Annotated in this window: 20 protein-coding genes; 9 read left to right on the top strand and 11 right to left on the bottom strand. The window is 55.0% G+C overall.

Annotation, left to right across the window (positions count from 1 at the left end; translation table 11 throughout):
- Positions 1-376 precede the first annotated feature (376 nt).
- Positions 377-742: a hypothetical protein gene (locus BOW52_RS14840; RefSeq protein ID WP_078484864.1), complete on the top strand. Its 366-nt coding sequence runs from the start codon at positions 377-379 to the stop codon at positions 740-742.
- 151 nt (positions 743-893) lie between these two features.
- On the top strand, positions 894-1,214 hold the full coding sequence (locus tag BOW52_RS14835; protein WP_078484863.1) for a hypothetical protein: 321 nt from the start codon (positions 894-896) through the stop codon (positions 1,212-1,214).
- Between the two features lie 4 nt (positions 1,215-1,218).
- Here BOW52_RS14835 and BOW52_RS14830 read toward each other — a convergent pair whose 3' ends face one another.
- The 5 genes from BOW52_RS14830 to BOW52_RS14810 form a co-directional block, all read right to left on the bottom strand.
- Positions 1,219-1,437: a hypothetical protein gene (locus BOW52_RS14830; RefSeq protein WP_078484862.1), complete on the bottom strand. Its 219-nt coding sequence runs from the start codon at positions 1,435-1,437 to the stop codon at positions 1,219-1,221.
- Positions 1,421-1,576, bottom strand: a complete 156-nt coding sequence (locus tag BOW52_RS14825) for an LON peptidase substrate-binding domain-containing protein (RefSeq protein ID WP_135622490.1) — start codon at positions 1,574-1,576, stop codon at positions 1,421-1,423. Before BOW52_RS14825 ends, BOW52_RS14830 begins: the two co-directional genes overlap by 17 nt.
- A gap of 173 nt (positions 1,577-1,749) precedes the next feature.
- Positions 1,750-2,358, bottom strand: a complete 609-nt coding sequence (locus tag BOW52_RS14820) for a flavin prenyltransferase UbiX (protein WP_269087668.1) — start codon at positions 2,356-2,358, stop codon at positions 1,750-1,752.
- Positions 2,355-3,728, bottom strand: a complete 1,374-nt coding sequence (mpl, locus tag BOW52_RS14815; protein WP_078484861.1) for a UDP-N-acetylmuramate:L-alanyl-gamma-D-glutamyl-meso-diaminopimelate ligase — start codon at positions 3,726-3,728, stop codon at positions 2,355-2,357. The genes BOW52_RS14820 and mpl overlap by 4 nt, the downstream gene beginning before the upstream one ends.
- A gap of 1 nt (position 3,729) precedes the next feature.
- A complete protein-coding gene (locus tag BOW52_RS14810; protein WP_078484860.1) occupies positions 3,730-4,293 on the bottom strand; it encodes a hypothetical protein in 564 nt (187 codons plus the stop codon).
- A 122-nt stretch (positions 4,294-4,415) separates the two neighbouring features.
- Between BOW52_RS14810 and BOW52_RS14805 the strand changes: the two genes are divergently transcribed.
- Positions 4,416-5,573, top strand: a complete 1,158-nt coding sequence (locus BOW52_RS14805; RefSeq protein WP_078484859.1) for a phospholipase D-like domain-containing protein — start codon at positions 4,416-4,418, stop codon at positions 5,571-5,573.
- A gap of 18 nt (positions 5,574-5,591) precedes the next feature.
- On the opposite strand, the gene BOW52_RS14800 is transcribed toward BOW52_RS14805, so the two are convergent.
- From BOW52_RS14800 to BOW52_RS14790, 3 genes are read right to left on the bottom strand one after another with little or no spacing between them, the layout of a single operon-like run.
- Positions 5,592-6,191 carry a DNA-J related domain-containing protein gene (locus BOW52_RS14800; RefSeq protein ID WP_078484858.1) on the bottom strand — a complete coding sequence of 200 codons (600 nt, stop codon included), beginning with the start codon at positions 6,189-6,191 and terminating at the stop codon, positions 5,592-5,594.
- A gap of 12 nt (positions 6,192-6,203) precedes the next feature.
- Positions 6,204-6,905: a M48 family metallopeptidase gene (locus tag BOW52_RS14795; RefSeq protein WP_135622486.1), complete on the bottom strand. Its 702-nt coding sequence runs from the start codon at positions 6,903-6,905 to the stop codon at positions 6,204-6,206.
- On the bottom strand, positions 6,898-7,380 hold the full coding sequence (locus BOW52_RS14790) for a YajQ family cyclic di-GMP-binding protein (protein ID WP_078484856.1): 483 nt from the start codon (positions 7,378-7,380) through the stop codon (positions 6,898-6,900). The genes BOW52_RS14795 and BOW52_RS14790 overlap by 8 nt, the downstream gene beginning before the upstream one ends.
- A 52-nt stretch (positions 7,381-7,432) precedes the next feature.
- Between BOW52_RS14790 and BOW52_RS14785 the strand changes: the two genes are divergently transcribed.
- The 6 genes from BOW52_RS14785 (at position 7,433) to BOW52_RS14760 (ending at position 13,115) form a co-directional block, all read left to right on the top strand.
- Positions 7,433-8,254, top strand: coding sequence for a spermine/spermidine synthase domain-containing protein (locus tag BOW52_RS14785; protein WP_078484855.1), 822 nt, complete (start codon positions 7,433-7,435; stop codon positions 8,252-8,254).
- A 130-nt stretch (positions 8,255-8,384) separates the two neighbouring features.
- Positions 8,385-9,689, top strand: coding sequence for a mechanosensitive ion channel family protein (locus tag BOW52_RS14780; protein WP_078484854.1), 1,305 nt, complete (start codon positions 8,385-8,387; stop codon positions 9,687-9,689).
- Positions 9,690-9,699: 10 nt separating this feature from the next.
- Positions 9,700-10,827 (top strand): ABC transporter permease, encoded by a 1,128-nt coding sequence (locus tag BOW52_RS14775; protein ID WP_078484853.1) that lies wholly within the window; start codon positions 9,700-9,702, stop codon positions 10,825-10,827.
- Position 10,828: 1 nt separating this feature from the next.
- The gene (locus tag BOW52_RS14770; RefSeq protein WP_078484852.1) at positions 10,829-11,614 is read left to right on the top strand and encodes an ABC transporter ATP-binding protein; all 786 of its coding nucleotides are present in this window, start codon (positions 10,829-10,831) and stop codon (positions 11,612-11,614) included.
- Positions 11,599-12,513 (top strand): MlaD family protein, encoded by a 915-nt coding sequence (locus BOW52_RS14765; protein WP_078484851.1) that lies wholly within the window; start codon positions 11,599-11,601, stop codon positions 12,511-12,513. The genes BOW52_RS14770 and BOW52_RS14765 overlap by 16 nt, the downstream gene beginning before the upstream one ends.
- A gap of 11 nt (positions 12,514-12,524) precedes the next feature.
- A complete protein-coding gene (locus BOW52_RS14760) occupies positions 12,525-13,115 on the top strand; it encodes an ABC-type transport auxiliary lipoprotein family protein (RefSeq protein WP_078484850.1) in 591 nt (196 codons plus the stop codon).
- On the opposite strand, the gene BOW52_RS14755 is transcribed toward BOW52_RS14760, so the two are convergent.
- The 3 genes from BOW52_RS14755 to BOW52_RS14745 all read right to left on the bottom strand — a co-directional run bounded on the left by BOW52_RS14755 (position 13,112) and on the right by BOW52_RS14745 (position 14,841).
- Positions 13,112-13,678, bottom strand: a complete 567-nt coding sequence (locus BOW52_RS14755; protein WP_272902024.1) for a pilin — start codon at positions 13,676-13,678, stop codon at positions 13,112-13,114. The genes BOW52_RS14760 and BOW52_RS14755 overlap by 4 nt on opposite strands.
- Before the next feature lie 26 nt (positions 13,679-13,704).
- Positions 13,705-14,202 carry a methyl-accepting chemotaxis protein gene (locus BOW52_RS14750; protein ID WP_078484848.1) on the bottom strand — a complete coding sequence of 166 codons (498 nt, stop codon included), beginning with the start codon at positions 14,200-14,202 and terminating at the stop codon, positions 13,705-13,707.
- Between the two features lie 87 nt (positions 14,203-14,289).
- Entirely contained in the window at positions 14,290-14,841 is a 552-nt protein-coding gene (locus BOW52_RS14745) for a hypothetical protein (RefSeq protein WP_236725769.1), read from the bottom strand.
- Positions 14,842-14,966: the final 125 nt, after the last annotated feature.

The raw sequence follows: 14,966 nt of genomic DNA, 5'->3' as shown, positions 1-14,966 counted from the left end.
TTCGTCGTTCGCTCCCGCTCTCAACTACGAATATGCAGACGGCGTCGACTATCGCGGACTAACCGCCTTCGCTTCGCTATCCATGGCGGTCAGCGGCTGAGCCCGTCACTGGAGGGAGAGCCGCAGCCGGCGTCTCCCAAACGGGTGGCAACGAACTTCGTCACCGTATATCGGCAGTAATAGTGCCATGCGACAGACAAGACGATGGCTGACGAATTACCAGCTGCCTCCTAAAGAGACTCAAAACCACGGGAGAGACGTTCTAGGGGAGTCGCTATTCTTCGTCGTTCGCTCTCGCTCTCAACTACGAATAGGCAGACGGCGTCGACTATCGCGGACTAACCGCCTTCGCTTCGCTATCCATGGCGGTCAGCGCATGAAAAAGATTTTTGCCCTTGCAGCACTCTCACTCTTCTCATCAGCATCACTGGCATGCCATATCGATGCTTCACAGATCAGTTCCGGGCCAATCCAGGCCGGTGGTGATATGTACGGCAGTATCCTGTTCGATGTTGAGCAGAACCGCGTGGCCTCAACCGCAGACCGCGATCACTCTCAGGGACGTTATGCCCTTAACAACCACCCACCAATGAACGACAGCCGCTTCTCTAACGATAGCGACATGTACGGCACAGTGCTGTTCGATGTCGACAAACCAGGGGTAGAGACCGTTGCGCAGCTCGACAGGCGCGGTGATCGCAGGAACAACCACCCAACGATGAAATTCTCAAACGTCTGCTGAACCCAATCAGGTCGGGAGTTGATAATCCCCCTGTTAGCTCCCGACCACCGAACCGCGCACTGCGCTGAAATATTGCAACGAACCGCGCGGTCTTATTACTACCAGGGACTCATTCCCAGGTTAGTGATAGATAACTAACAGGAGAGCCATCATGAAACAGATTCTTGCACTAGCAGCACTAACTCTCTTCTCATCGGCCTCATTTGCCGCCTGCCAACCCGATCGTTTTAACGACACCGACAGTCACGGCACCATTCTCAACGATATGACGCCGATTGAGACCGGCACTCTGCACAGCGGAGGTGGTGATCTCTACGGGTCAGACCTCTACGGTGGAAGCTGGAACGCTGTTCCAACCCATGTATCGGCCTCGGTTGAAGAGGATGATGCACTCGATGTCATGGCATCCAATGACTTCCGCAGCGGCACACCCGGTGGTGTTCCCGTAATTCAGGTAGGTCGTTTCTGCTAGCCGGTTAATTGGTACGTTGAAGCAACGACTGCAGCTGCTGCTTGGTTGAGAGTGGCAGGTGTGAGAGTTCGGTCAGACGAGCACCCACCCATGAAGCATCGTCGTAACACTTCTCCAGGGTGATGAAGGGGTGGCCGAGCTGTTCGATGATATCGCGTAGCCGATCGACAAGCGGTTGATAGATAGATTCAAGCGCACTTGGTGACTCATTGGGAATCAGCACCACCTACTTCGCTACCATCGCTGATCAGACAGATACCGATACCGCTTTCGTCTTTGATCGCATCGCGCACCATGTCGATGTAGCGCTGCTCGAAGATTCGTAGCGGTAACGGCCCACCAGGGAAAAGGACGGTATGCATAGGGGAGTCGCTATTTTTGCGAGAGTTTGTTTTGGGTCTTCGTCGTTCGCTCTCGCTCTCAACTACGAATAGGCAGACGGCGTCGACTATCGCGGACTAACCGCCTTCGCTTCGCTATCCATGGCGGTCAGCGGCGGAAAGAGTGGAATCTTCGGCACGCCCATACCCCGCAGTTATGATTCGCCCCAACGCGCCTGCAGCGCATGGTCGATATCAAGATGGTCGAGGATACGTGCCACCACAAAGTCGACCAGATCATCGATCGTCTGCGGCTGCTGATAGAAGCCGGGGCTGGGCGGCATGATTATCGCCCCCATGCGCGCCAATTTGAGCATATTCTCCAGATGGATCTCAGAGAGCGGCATCTCACGCGGCACCAGAATCAACTTGCGCCGCTCCTTGAGCATCACATCGGCGGCACGCTCAATCAGGTTGTCACTCAATCCCATTGCGATTGAAGCGAGCGTCCCAGCACTGCAGGGGCAGACCACCATCGCCCGCGGCGGGTTGGTGCCACTGGCCACCGGCGCCATCCACTGCTGCTTACCAAACAGCTGCAGCTGTCCCGGCTCAACATCGAAGTGAGAACAGAGCTGCTGCTCCGCCTCCTTGCTCGCCGACGAGAGCTTCAGCCCCGACTCCATATCGAGCACCAACCGCCCCGCATCGGAGAGCATCAGATAGACCGTCTCACCCGCCTCCAGCAGCAACTGCAGTAGGCGCAGGCCGTAGGGGGCACCGGAGGCACCGGTCATTGCAACGGCGATTGCACGACGACTCACTGCACCTCTCCCGCTTCTGCCAATGCCACGGCGAGGCGTTCATGGATATCGCCAAAGCCGCCATTACTCATCACAATAATTTGATCATCCGGCATCGCGGCGGCGGCGACCCAATCGACCAGCGTATCGACCTCGTCGCTGATCTCAACTCGATCACCCAGCGAGGACATCGCCTCGGCCAGCGGCCAGTCGAGATCCTGCGGATGGAAGATGAAGATGCGGTCTGCCTCTTTGAGCGAATCGGCCAGCGCCTCTCGATGAACCCCCATACGCATGGTATTGGAGCGCGGTTCGAGCACCGCGAAGATGCGTCCCTCGCCAATGCGTCCGCGCACACCCTCCAGGGTTGTTGAGATCGCGGTGGGATGGTGAGCAAAGTCGTCATAGATGGCGATGTCGTTGATTTTCGCACGCAGCTCCATACGCCGCTTTACACCGGCAAACTGATTCAACCCCTCGATAGCGTGTTCGACCGGCACGCCAGCGTGGCGCGCGGCACCGATGGCCGCAAGCGCATTGGCGACGTTGTGCAGTCCACTCTGTGACCACTCGATCCGTCCTACCCGCTCTCCGTCGAGGGTGACATCAAAACTGGAACCATCGGGGGCGATATCGGCAGTACCCCACCCCGTCTCACTCTGCAGTGCGAACGACTCCTGCGGTGTCCAGCAGCCCATCTCGAGTACCTCATCGAGGTGTGGTTCGGCGCTGTTGCTCAGCACCAGCCCATTACCTGGAACGGTGCGCAGCAGGTGGTGGAACTGGCGTTTGATCGCATCGAGATCGGGGAAGATATCGGCGTGGTCATACTCAAGGTTATTGAGGATCAGGGTACGCGGTCGGTAGTGAACAAACTTGGAGCGTTTATCGAAGAAGGCGGTGTCGTACTCGTCCGCCTCGACGACAAAGAAGGGTTTATTGCCAAGACGCGCCGAGAGCCCGAAATTACCGGGAACACCACCGATCAGAAAACCGGGTTCGAGCTTGGCGTAGTCGAGTATCGCCGCGAGCATGCTGGAGGTGGTGGTCTTGCCGTGGGTTCCGGCCACTGCCAGCACCCAGTGATCACGCAGTACATAGTCGGCAAGGAAGGCAGGACCTGAGATGTAGGGAAGGCCGCGATCGAGCATATATTCAACCGCTGGGTTGCCACGGCTCATCGCATTACCTACGACAATCAGATCAGGTGCAGGGTCGAGCGGCTCGCTATCGTAACCCTCGTGCAGCACGATCCCCTGCTCCTCAAGCTGGGTGCTCATCGGCGGGTAGACGTTGGCATCGGAACCGCTGACACTGTAACCCGCCTCTCTGGCCAGCAACGCCACACCACCCATGAAGGCACCACAGATTCCGAGGATATGGATATGCATATCAGCCACTCACCGCGGGAGGTGGAAAGAATTTGAAGGTGACGGCCGTGGAGAAGAGCAGGTAACCGATGGTCACAAAGACACCTGTCGCCATGCCGACCGAGAGCGCATGCCGGAAGATGTGTCCCAACACCGCCAGCAGCCAGATGGAGAAGATAATCAGGAGCAGAAATGCAATGCTGCTTCCCTCTCCCTCACCACCCTGCATGATCGTCCAGACAACGGGAATACTGACAATCTCCAACAGGCACTTTGCACCGACCAGCGCCGATAGGGTCTGCACAAAACGTTCGCCCAGATTCTTGGTCGCAAGTACCGTCCAGGTAAAGAGCGACAGCAAAACCACATCAAGGCCACTCTGGGCCGCCGCAGTGAGAAGATTGATGTCCGGTATCACCAGCATGGCCTTTATGCCCACCACCACTAGATAGAACATTATCAGCAGGGAGAGCAGGAAATTTGAGGCAGGCACATCCTGCGGTCCAACTCGAAGTCGGCAGAGATTGAAATAGAGAGTGAGTAGCCCGGTCACAGCGTGCAGATATCCTTTGTTAGATAGCATCATTATAGAGCTTGGATGATACCTGCTGTTTCTCCGATTCTAAACACTCTGGCGGTACCGCGATCACCGCGCAGACGCTATGCTTGGACCGATAACCATAATTAAGATTGAGCAGCACTGAGCAGATGAATATTCACGGCGCACGCAAGTTCAGCTATCCGCAGCGTAGCGGCAATCGCTTCGAGCTGCTGATCGACGGCAACCGTTTCTTCCCGGCGATGATGAAGGATATCGCGGCCGCTACCGAGACCATCCTGCTGGAGCTCTACCTGTTTGAGTCGGGCACGCTCGCCAGCCAGATGATCGAACTACTCTGTGATGCCGCCGAGCGTGGCGTTGCCATCTTCCTGCTTCTCGATGACTTCGGTGCACGCAAACTGCAGCGCAGTGATCGTGAACGTCTTCAGGAGAAGTGCACACTCCGTTTCTACAATCCGCTCCACTACGGCAAGTACCGTCGCAATCTGTTTCGTGACCACCGTAAGCTGCTGCTGATCGACACGAAAGTTGCCTATACCGGTGGCACCGGAATTACCGACTATTTTGATCCCGGCCTGGACAAAAACTACTGGCACGAGGTAATGGTGCGCATTGAGGGCCCGGTAGTTGATGATTGGCACGACCTCTTCACGCAGAACTGGCAGCGCCATGGCGATCAACTTCCATATGCTTTGCCAACAGCGGCAGCGCAGAGTGGACACCAGCTCGGGCGTGTAACGGTGGCACGACCAACACGGCAGGAGATCAAGCGCTCGGCAATCAACCATATTCGTCACGCCAGAGAGCGAGTCTGGCTCTCAACTGCCTACTTCGTGCCACCGTGGAAGATCCGACGTGCTCTGCGCTACGCCGCTGATAGCGACTGTGATGTTCGACTGCTACTACCGGGTCCAAAGACTGACCACCCTTCGGTACGCCATGCCGGGCGACGTTTTTTCAGTCGGCTACTGCACAGCGGGGTGCGGATCTTCGAGTACCAGCCACGCTTTCTACACACAAAACTGATGTTGAGCGACGACTGGGTCTCGGTTGGCTCCAGCAATATCGATCGTTGGAACCTGCGCTGGAACCTGGAGGCTAATCAGGAGGTGGAAGATGGCGAGTTCAGCCAGAAGGTCACCGAACTGTTCGAACAGGACTTTGCCCAGAGCATTGAGATCACTCTTGAACAGTGGCAGCAGCGCTCACGCTTTAATCGTCTACAGGAGTGGTTCTGGGGCATGATCGACAAGTGGTTAGACCGTACTTCCCTCAGCCGCCTCAGACGTCGCCGGCGCGACTAGCCACCCGCAGAAACCGCTTCAACCCGCCTCTTTCAGTAACGCCATCGCCGCGTTGATCATCTGCAGCTGCGCCTTATCGCCCCCCCGATCAGGGTGGTGCTGCATTGCCAGCTGACGATAGCGTCGTTTGATCGCATCTCGCTCTGCATCGATCTCAAGCCCCAGCACCGCTAAGGCTTCTGCACGTCGATCAATGGCCGCATAACGACACCAGAACCCCTCAATCAGCGCATCGATCTCCTCGGTACTCGCCTCAAAGTTCTGCAGATCGAGATAGTACGCCTCGAGCGGGTCATGTGAGACGGGCAGCTGTTGATTCGTAGCGCTATCTTCCGTTTCGGTGCTGAACAGCTTTATGGCCAGACACTCGATAACGAGATCTAAGCCACCCTCTTCACGAACTTCTCCGCGTAGACGATAGAGAAGGTGAAAGAGCAGAAAGTGGACCTGAAACATGGTGAGATTATCGCGCAACGCCGCACGACCCATATTGGCGACACCCTCTGCCTCAAGCGCACCGAGCAGATCGTACTCACTAATCCCCTCTGGATGCTCTTGCAACAGCTCCAGAATCGGCAGTCTTAGCCGTTGATAACTCGCTTCGATCGAATGGTGCACGGGATGAGCGTTTCAGGCCCAGTGTGGGACGTAACACATCGCCCCACGCAGACTACCCTCTCGGTTTCGATAGTCGGGCATCTTCTCCTCGACCAGCGCCCAGAAGTGGCGGGAGTGGTTGGCGTGCACCGTGTGGCAAAGCTCATGAACGAAGAGGTATTCAACCAGCTCAGCGGGTAGAAACAGCAATTTTCGATTAAGTGAGATATTGCCGCGACTGCTGCAGCTACCCCAGCGACTCTTCTGCCCTCGAATCGTCACCCCGCTATAGGGAAGATCGATTTCGCGACTCACCTCGGCCAGCCACGGCAGCAGGTGCGCCTGTGCCTTGCGGCTGTTCCAGCGCTGTAACGCCGCAAAACAACTCGCCTCATCCGCACCGCTGAGCAGCAGTTTTCCGTTCAGTTCACGCGCCGATGATCGTTCGCCATCACGCTGCTCGATCGGCCAGCACTCATTAAGGGCTCGCAGTTCAATCTGTTCAGGAATACCGCTGAGCATCTCACCACAGGCGCTACGCGCTGAGGCGACCCTGGCAACCGCCTGTGCGATCCACTGCTGATGTTGATCGACAAAGGGCTCGATATGGCGCGCCGCGACACCCTTCGGCACCACCACCTCAACCTTACCCAACGATGAGACGGTGATACGCATACGCCGAGCCCGTGGACTACGACGCACATCGTAATCGGGTTGGATAGCCGTTTTAGTCACGGAAGTTGTTGTACTGCAGCGGCTGATCGAGTTTTGCCTCGCGCAGCATCGCCATCACGCTCTGTAGATCGTCACGTTTCTTACCGGTAACTCGCACCTGCTCACCCTGAATCTGCGCCTGAACCTTGAGCTTTTTGTCCTTGATCAGTTTGACCACCTTCTTCGCCTGCTCCTTATCGAGCCCCTGACGTACGGTGAGCTTCTGTTGAGCACCCATACCGACCGTCTCCGCCGGGCCCTGCTCAAAGGCACCGATATCGATACTGCGTTTGGAGGCCTTCTGGTAGAAGATATCGACCATCTGCTGTAGCTGGAAGGTGCTTTCGCCTTTGAGCGTAACAACCGCATCGGAGAGCTCGAACTTGGCGTCCTTACCCTTAAAATCGTAACGGGTACCGACCTCGCGGTTGGCCTGATCGACCGCATTGGTCAGTTCATGCATATCAACTTCAGAAACAACATCAAACGAAGGCATCTACCTACTCCTCAACCAATCTTCAAGATGGGGGAACCATAAAACGCACCCCGTGCAGCGTCAATCACTGCCGCGTTACAATGACGCAATGCGACGTTATGGCGGAACAGTAATTTTCCAGGGAATGGACGACGATGGCCTGATTGAGGTGGTCGAGGAGGGTGTTACCCGCTCGCTCCACTTTGGCAGTAGCGCCAAACAGAGCACTCTAGATATTTCACGCCCGGAACAGCTGCAGCTCGCCTACACCGCGGCCATGATGAGCGCACTTCTTTTCCAGCCAGCCCCAGCGAACATCGCTCTGATCGGACTTGGCGGCGGCTCACTGCTCCACTTTCTGCGCCACCACTATCCCGACAGTGAGATCGATGTGGTGGAGAAGCGCAGCGATGTGATCGCCGCCGCGAAACGCTTCTTTCAACTCCCCGATGACGACAAGCTCAATATCTACCTGGGTGATGGCAGCGATTTTATTCGCAACTGCCGCGCCTCTTACGACCTACTGTTAGTAGACGCCTACCATGACGACGGCATGGACGATGCGACCGATGGAACCCACTTCTTTCAACAGTGCCATCAGGCACTCTCGGAGCAAGGTGTGATGAGTATCAATCTCTGGAGCAGCCACGCCAGTCGCCTCGAGCAGTCACTGCTGGCGATCCGAGAATGCTTTAACGGCCACTGCCTGCGCCTTCCAGTGAAGGGACGCGGCAACATCATCGCCCTCGCCTATCGCAATCCGCAGACCGGAAATCTGCGCACGGCAAGACAACGGGCAGCGGTGATGGAGCAGCAGCTTGAACTCCCCTTTGGCATCTTTCTGCGCGATCTGCGCCGTCATAACCTTTCGCTCTTTTCACGCCTGTTCAGCTGAGTCTCGACCGGAACACAGACAGTCGATAAGCTTGATCACATAACAGAGAGGGAGCTGAGCGGTGTTATCCACTATGCTCATCAGTAACCAGACTCTCGAGCAGACGGAGTTCTAATAAAAGAAAAACACTATGGATTTCGAATCACTCATTACTACAACACAACACTACCTGGGACTGATCGCGACCACTCAGGTGGCCATCCAGCTCTCTATTATCATTCTGTCGCTGCTGCTGGCCCGTCTGCTCCACTATCGCTGGGTCCACTATCTCGACCTAACCATTAAGGAGACCCGCGAGCATCGACTGCGCCGCATCACCCTGCGTGGCACCCAGCGCCTGGTCTTCCCCTTTGCCACCCTGCTGCTGGTAATGACCGGGCGGGCAATTCTAGAGCAGTTTGGCGGCGCGGCACCACTGCTCGATATCGTCGTACCGCTGATGCTCTCTCTGGCAGCGATTCGCCTTACCTTCTATTCACTGCGCATGGTGCTGCGTCCCGGACCGGCACTAAAGGCTTGGGAGAGCGTGGTCAGCACACTGGTGTGGGTCGTTGTCGCCCTGCATCTCCTTGGTCTGCTACCGGGAGTACTGGATGCACTCGACGGCATCGCCATCACGGTGGGGACAACGCGCGTCTCTCTGCTCTCGACGATGAAGCTGCTGCTTTCGATCGGCCTGTTTCTGATTTTGGCGCTATGGCTATCAAAGCTGATAGAACGAGTCGTTAGCCGTGCCGGCAATCTCAGCCCCGGCATGCGTGTTGGCCTGACCAAGTTCAGCAAATTCTTCCTCCTCACCCTGGCGATGCTGATAGCGCTGAACAGTGTTGGCATCGACCTCACCGCACTGACCGTCTTTGGTGGTGCACTCGGTGTAGGACTCGGCTTTGGTCTGCAGCGTATCGCCAGCAATTTCATCAGCGGTTTCATCCTGATCTTCGACCGTTCAATACGTCCCGGCGATACCATCACCATCGGCGGTAGCTTCGGCTGGGTACAGGAGCTGCGCGCACGTTATGTGGTGATTCGTGATCGTGATGGTGTCGAGACGTTGATCCCGAACGAGAACCTGATCACCACCGAGGTGATCAACTGGAGTCACAGCGATCCCGATGTACGCATCAAACTGCCGGTCTCGATCGGCTACGACGATGATCCAGAACAGGCGATGGCAACGATGATCGAAGCGGCGTTGGAACACCCCCGAGTATTGAAAGACCCTCCTCCGGTGAGTCGCTTGATAAGCTTTGGCGACAGCGGTATCGAGCTACAGTTACGTATCTGGATCAACGATCCACAAAATGGGGTGGGCAATGTACGCTCCGACCTCAACCTCGAGATCTGGCGACGTTTCAAGACACAACAGATCACCATTCCCTACCCACAGCGCGATCTGCATATCCGTTCTGGTCATGTCAGCGCGAGCAGCGAGTAGTTAAACGACGATGCAGCCGACACCGCCTCTCAACAGCGGAACTATCGCCTCTCTCAACGAAGAGGGGGGTGTAATTCATGCCAGCGGTCGATGGGATGTCCACCATATCGACAGGCTCGAGAAAAAGCTGGCAGCCGGCTGGCAGCCTGATCGGCGCTCAACCACCCTGAATGCCAGCGCAATAGAACGGCTCGACACCGCCGGGGCCTGGTTATTGAAACGCACGCTGATGCAGTTCGAGAAGAGCGGCTACAGGATCGAACTACAGGGCATGCAACAGGCCCACACCACACTGATAGAGTTAATTAGCAGCGAATCGGTAGAGCCCCCTCATCCCGTTGAGATAGGCCTACTCGAACGCATCGGTCGTGAGTTCTACCACCATTTACAGATCGACACCTCGCTGCTGGAGTTCATCGGCGAGATTGGTCTGCTGCTCTGGCGCGCAATTCTCAACCCGCTTCGCATTCGATTTAAGGCGCTGCTCACCACCATCAAAGAGGTCGGTTTTGATGCCTTGCCGATCATCGGCCTGCTCTCATTCCTCACCGGCATCGTGCTCGCCTATCAGGGTGCGGTGCAGCTACAACGTTTCGGCGCCAACATATTTATTGTCGATCTGGTCAGTCTCTCACTGCTACGCGAACTCTCACCGCTCCTGACAGCAATCATCGTTGCTGGCCGCTCCGGCTCCGCCTTCACCGCACAAATCGGCACCATGAAGGTGACCGAGGAGATCGACGCGCTGCGAACTATGGGAATCGCACCTCTTGAACAGCTGGTAATCCCAAAACTACTGGCGCTCATCATCGCCCTACCACTGCTAACCATCTTCGCCGATATTCTCGGCATCCTCGGTGGCATGTTAATGGCCTATATCGAGCTGGGTGTCGGTGCCAGCGCCTTTGTCGATCGACTGAGCGAGGCGGTCAGTCTCTCCTCATTTCTTACCGGCCTCGCCAAGGCCCCCGTGTTTGCGGCGGTCATTGCCATCGTCGGCTGCTTCCAGGGTTTTCAGGTCACCGGCAGCGCCGAGAGCGTCGGTCGGCAAACCACGGTCAGCGTGGTGCAGTCGATCTTTATGGTGATCGTGATCGATGCGATCTTCTCCGTCATCTACAGCCTGCTGAGGATCTGAGATGAACAGCGACATCGAGAAGATCATCAAGATACGCGCGCTGCAGACGCGCTTTGGTGATCACACCCTTCACCACCACATCGATCTCGATATTCATCGTGGTGAAATTCTCGCCATCGCCGGTGGAAGCGGCTGCGGCAAGTCGACGCTGCTGCGTGAGATGCTCAATCTTCACCAGCCCTACAGTGGCACCATTGAGCTGCTCGGTTACAACATCCATCGCATTGATGAGGCGACGCAGCTCGAGCTCTATCGCAATATTGGCGTGATGTACCAGCACGGCGCACTGTTTGGCGGCATGAGTGTGCTCGACAACATCGCCATGCCGCTGCGCGAACACACCCGCCTGAGCGAACAGTTAATCGAGGAGATCGCCACCATCAAACTGGGGCTGGTTGGACTGCCAATCGATACTGGTGGAAAACGCCCCAGCGATCTCAGTGGCGGTATGCTAAAACGCGTCGCGGTGGCCCGTGCGCTAGCGCTCGATCCACAGATACTTTTTCTCGATGAACCAACCGCCGGACTCGATCCACAGAGTGCCGCCGGGCTGGATGAGTTGATCGGCAACTTGAAACGACTGCTGGGCTTAACCATCATAGTGGTAACACACGATCTCGATACCCTCTGGCAAATCGTTGATCGTGTGGCGCTGCTTGGAGAAGGTCGAGTTATCGCCACCGACACCATGGAAGCACTCGCTAAGCGAGAAGAGCCGACTATTCGTGACTACTTTCACGGTCCCCGAGGACGCGCCGCTAAGGAGCAGGCATGGACAACAAGGTAAACTACACCGCCGTCGGCCTCTTCGTTCTGCTGCTCAGCGCAGCAGGAATCGGCGTCACCCTGTGGCTCGCGGCCGGTGGACTGGAACGCAGCGAATATAGAGGGTATCTCGTCTACACCACCGAATCGGTTTCGGGTCTCAGCATCAACGCACCGGTTAAATACCGTGGCGTGAATATCGGCCAGGTCACCGAGATATCTCTCCAGCCCGACAATCCCGAACTGGTGCGACTGCTATTACAAATTCGTATCGGTACCCCCGTCAAAGAGGATACCGTCGCCGTACTCTCCGCCCAGGGACTGACCGGCATCGCCTATATCAACCTTACTGAGGGAAGTCGTGCTGCGCCACTACTCACCATGACGGCAGGTGAGGAGTATCCAGTAATCACCTCACGCCTCTCTCTGATCAGTCAGGTAGGCAGTGGAATTACTGGCCTGATGGATCAGGTCTCACGGCTCGCCAACAACACCGAACAGCTGCTCGATGTTGAGAATCGTTCCTCGATAAAGAACATCCTGACCAACTTCGAACAGCTCACTGCCGCGTTGACTGAGCACAGTGAAGCACTCGAACAGGCGATGAAAAATGCCCAAACAGCAATGCAGAATACCGCCCAGGCCACCGAGTCACTACCTAAGCTGATTGGCGACATCAGCAACAGCGCCGATGCCGTCCGCTCCATGGCCGACTCAGTTGCAGATACGGCCGCCAAGACCAATGAGCTGGTCGCCGAGGGGCGCAACTTCAGCCGTGAAACACTGCCAGAGACTGGCATGATGATTCATGAACTACGCGAGTTGATCTCTACCCTGCGCAACCTGATGGTACAGCTGGAACGCCAGCCCAACATGTTGATCTATGGCACCACCGTTCGACCGACTGGACCCGGGGAGTAACTATTTTGAAAATGAGAGATTTTCTGATCGCCGCCACGCTGCTTCTGGCCAGCGGTTGCACCGGACTACCCGGATCAAAGCCGGTTGAGCAGTACAGCTACACACTGAACTCACTACCCGAGATTGAAGCGGTCAAACAAGGCGGCAGTGAAACACTACTGGTCACCATTCCGCGTGCCCACGCCGGATACAACACACCGCAGATGGCCTATGTCGACAAGGCACACTCACTCGGCTACTTTGCCAAGCACCGCTGGGCGGACACCCCCTCACAAATGATAGCAGCACTGATGGTACAGACCATTGAGCAGAGCAGACACTTTACGGCAGTAGCACTTGCACCCAGCCCGGTCTCAGCAAGCCTTCGGCTTGATAGTGAACTAGTGAGACTACATCACGACTTCACGACCAAACCCAGTCGTGTGGAACTGATCATGAGGATACAAATAATTGATAGAAATAGCGGGGATATTATCGCTTCCCAGCTATTTTCAAACAGCACTGAAAGCGAGAGCGACACACCTTACGGTGGCGTCGTTGCTGCGAACAGGGCCTTAAAGCATACCCTGTCCGCAATATCGGAATTTACTATAGAACATTAATCACGGCATCGGGATGGCCGGTATTTCTGCTTCACCTCATATTGGTTCCAGAACTTTCCAACCGACACTGACGGACGACAATCCCACTCAATTGAACCACCATCTGCCACTGCCGTTGGCTTAAACGTGATCAAATTAAAAGCACTTCGAAGTTCTGGCATCTCAGCCGTAGAGTAAAAAATAAGAATGTATGACTGGAGATCATCCGGGTCGGTAACATCCTGATAAATGTCAACACTTTGGACATAGTCTCCTTCAATTCCAGAGACAAACAGAGCAGGAAGATCGCTTACTCCCGCTTCTTGGTTATTCGCCGGCCATCTCCCATATGTAGTATAAAACTCAGTCATACCCACCCTAACCGGTTCAACAAGCATAAATCCCTCTGAGATCTGTGAACGCACCCTGTAGTTTAAATAGGCGGGTATCGCTATGACCATCAATATACTGATAATGGTCAGCACGATCATCAGCTCAATCAGCGTAAATCCGGCACCCTTTCTCATTTTGGAGACAATATCGAAATCAAAAAAGCGACGAGCATCAGGTTTATTTTTAATCATCTTTTCCCTCGACATATCAACCACCATTACTCAGTCTTAAGTTCATCAAGTTTTGTCTTGAGCTCTCCAACAAGCTCCTGAGCATCTTGCTGTCCTTCACCCAAACTCCCCTCAAGCTTCTGGGCGATCGTTTTCAGCGCAACGATTCGCTCTCTTAGCTTCTCCACATTGTCGTTAAAGTCACCCTCGACCTCGCGAAAGAAGTCACGCTTTCTCAAACGGACCTTGAAACTAAGATCACCATCACCCATTTTTTCGAGACTGTTAGAGACAACATAGACCGGACCAGCCACTTGATGGCTCAAGCGGATACCCAGGAAATAGACTATTCCAACAATAAAGAGCTCAGCTAACCCAATAATAAGAAACTGCAACTCACTAAGCTCACCGACCAGCATCGAAGAACCCGACAACAGATCGAAAAGAATAACAAGGTTAATCAGCAGCACTACAGAGAAAATCATTCCAACAACAAAACGCTGCTGAAAATCTTTATTAACTACCAGTTGTTCTCTGCGCTCCATTCTAATACCTCCTAAAAAAAACACTCATACCCGTCTAAAGGTTTAAAACGCTTCCACGCTTGAATATAGTCACAATCACTATCTTATCTAGCGATGCTGCCTGGGCATAACCTCCACCGAAACAACCATTCCATCACTCTTTATATTACTTTTAGTACCGAATTGCACATCCCTATAGTGCTTCGCTCTGGACCACGCAGGTTCATAGTAGAACACATGACCATTTCGTGCATTTCTGCCACCTCTTCCAACATCAGCTATCAACTGGTTATTTCGATAGCTAAACCAAATTTGGTTATAATCGCGCTTACCTTTTCCAGCGCGATGAAGATTCATGGCTTTGGTCTCTCTATCAGCAATTAAAAAAGACACGGGCCTGTATTGGCGAAACTCCTTTCCAATCTTTACCTTCCCCTTCCTGATAGTCACGCGAATCAATGCACCGTGATACCAGATATCGCCATGGTGAATACGCTCAATTCTCTGTGCCTTCTTGTGGCGTAACGCCTCAGCACGTGCCAATTCAGCTTCGCGTCGCTCACGTGCAATACGCTGGCGTTCCTCATAGGCCTCAATCGTGGCGGCGCGCTCCACCTCACCCATGCGATTCCAGCGTTCCTCGGGTACACCATATTTCATCGGCGTACAGGCCGAGAGCAACAGCGACCCGGGGAGTCGCTATTTTTGCGAAAGTTTGTTTTGGGCATCCAAGCCCAAGCAAACAGCAAAAACTTCACGCGACCGTTTATGCCTGCGGCGCCCCG

The organism is Solemya pervernicosa gill symbiont (assembly GCF_002020875.1).
GTDB lineage: Bacteria > Pseudomonadota > Gammaproteobacteria.
The sequence above is the reverse complement of the archived record's forward strand: the minus strand, read 5'-3'. Positions and strand labels throughout refer to the sequence as shown.

What these genes read in the sequence shown, in the direction of transcription:
- BOW52_RS14840 (WP_078484864.1), top strand. Translation starts at nt 377, where the DNA reads ATGAAAAAGATTTTTGCCCTTGCAGCACTCTCACTCTTCTCATCAGCA.
- BOW52_RS14835 (WP_078484863.1), top strand. Translation starts at nt 894, where the DNA reads ATGAAACAGATTCTTGCACTAGCAGCACTAACTCTCTTCTCATCGGCC.
- BOW52_RS14825 (WP_135622490.1), bottom strand. Translation starts at nt 1,576, where the DNA reads ATGCATACCGTCCTTTTCCCTGGTGGGCCGTTACCGCTACGAATCTTC.
- mpl (WP_078484861.1), bottom strand. Translation starts at nt 3,728, where the DNA reads ATGCATATCCATATCCTCGGAATCTGTGGTGCCTTCATGGGTGGTGTG.
- BOW52_RS14810 (WP_078484860.1), bottom strand. Translation starts at nt 4,293, where the DNA reads ATGATGCTATCTAACAAAGGATATCTGCACGCTGTGACCGGGCTACTC.
- BOW52_RS14805 (WP_078484859.1), top strand. Translation starts at nt 4,416, where the DNA reads ATGAATATTCACGGCGCACGCAAGTTCAGCTATCCGCAGCGTAGCGGC.
- BOW52_RS14790 (WP_078484856.1), bottom strand. Translation starts at nt 7,380, where the DNA reads ATGCCTTCGTTTGATGTTGTTTCTGAAGTTGATATGCATGAACTGACC.
- BOW52_RS14780 (WP_078484854.1), top strand. Translation starts at nt 8,385, where the DNA reads ATGGATTTCGAATCACTCATTACTACAACACAACACTACCTGGGACTG.
- BOW52_RS14775 (WP_078484853.1), top strand. Translation starts at nt 9,700, where the DNA reads ATGCAGCCGACACCGCCTCTCAACAGCGGAACTATCGCCTCTCTCAAC.
- BOW52_RS14770 (WP_078484852.1), top strand. Translation starts at nt 10,829, where the DNA reads ATGAACAGCGACATCGAGAAGATCATCAAGATACGCGCGCTGCAGACG.
- BOW52_RS14765 (WP_078484851.1), top strand. Translation starts at nt 11,599, where the DNA reads ATGGACAACAAGGTAAACTACACCGCCGTCGGCCTCTTCGTTCTGCTG.
- BOW52_RS14760 (WP_078484850.1), top strand. Translation starts at nt 12,525, where the DNA reads ATGAGAGATTTTCTGATCGCCGCCACGCTGCTTCTGGCCAGCGGTTGC.
- BOW52_RS14755 (WP_272902024.1), bottom strand. Translation starts at nt 13,678, where the DNA reads ATGATTAAAAATAAACCTGATGCTCGTCGCTTTTTTGATTTCGATATT.
- BOW52_RS14750 (WP_078484848.1), bottom strand. Translation starts at nt 14,202, where the DNA reads ATGGAGCGCAGAGAACAACTGGTAGTTAATAAAGATTTTCAGCAGCGT.
- BOW52_RS14745 (WP_236725769.1), bottom strand. Translation starts at nt 14,841, where the DNA reads ATGAAATATGGTGTACCCGAGGAACGCTGGAATCGCATGGGTGAGGTG.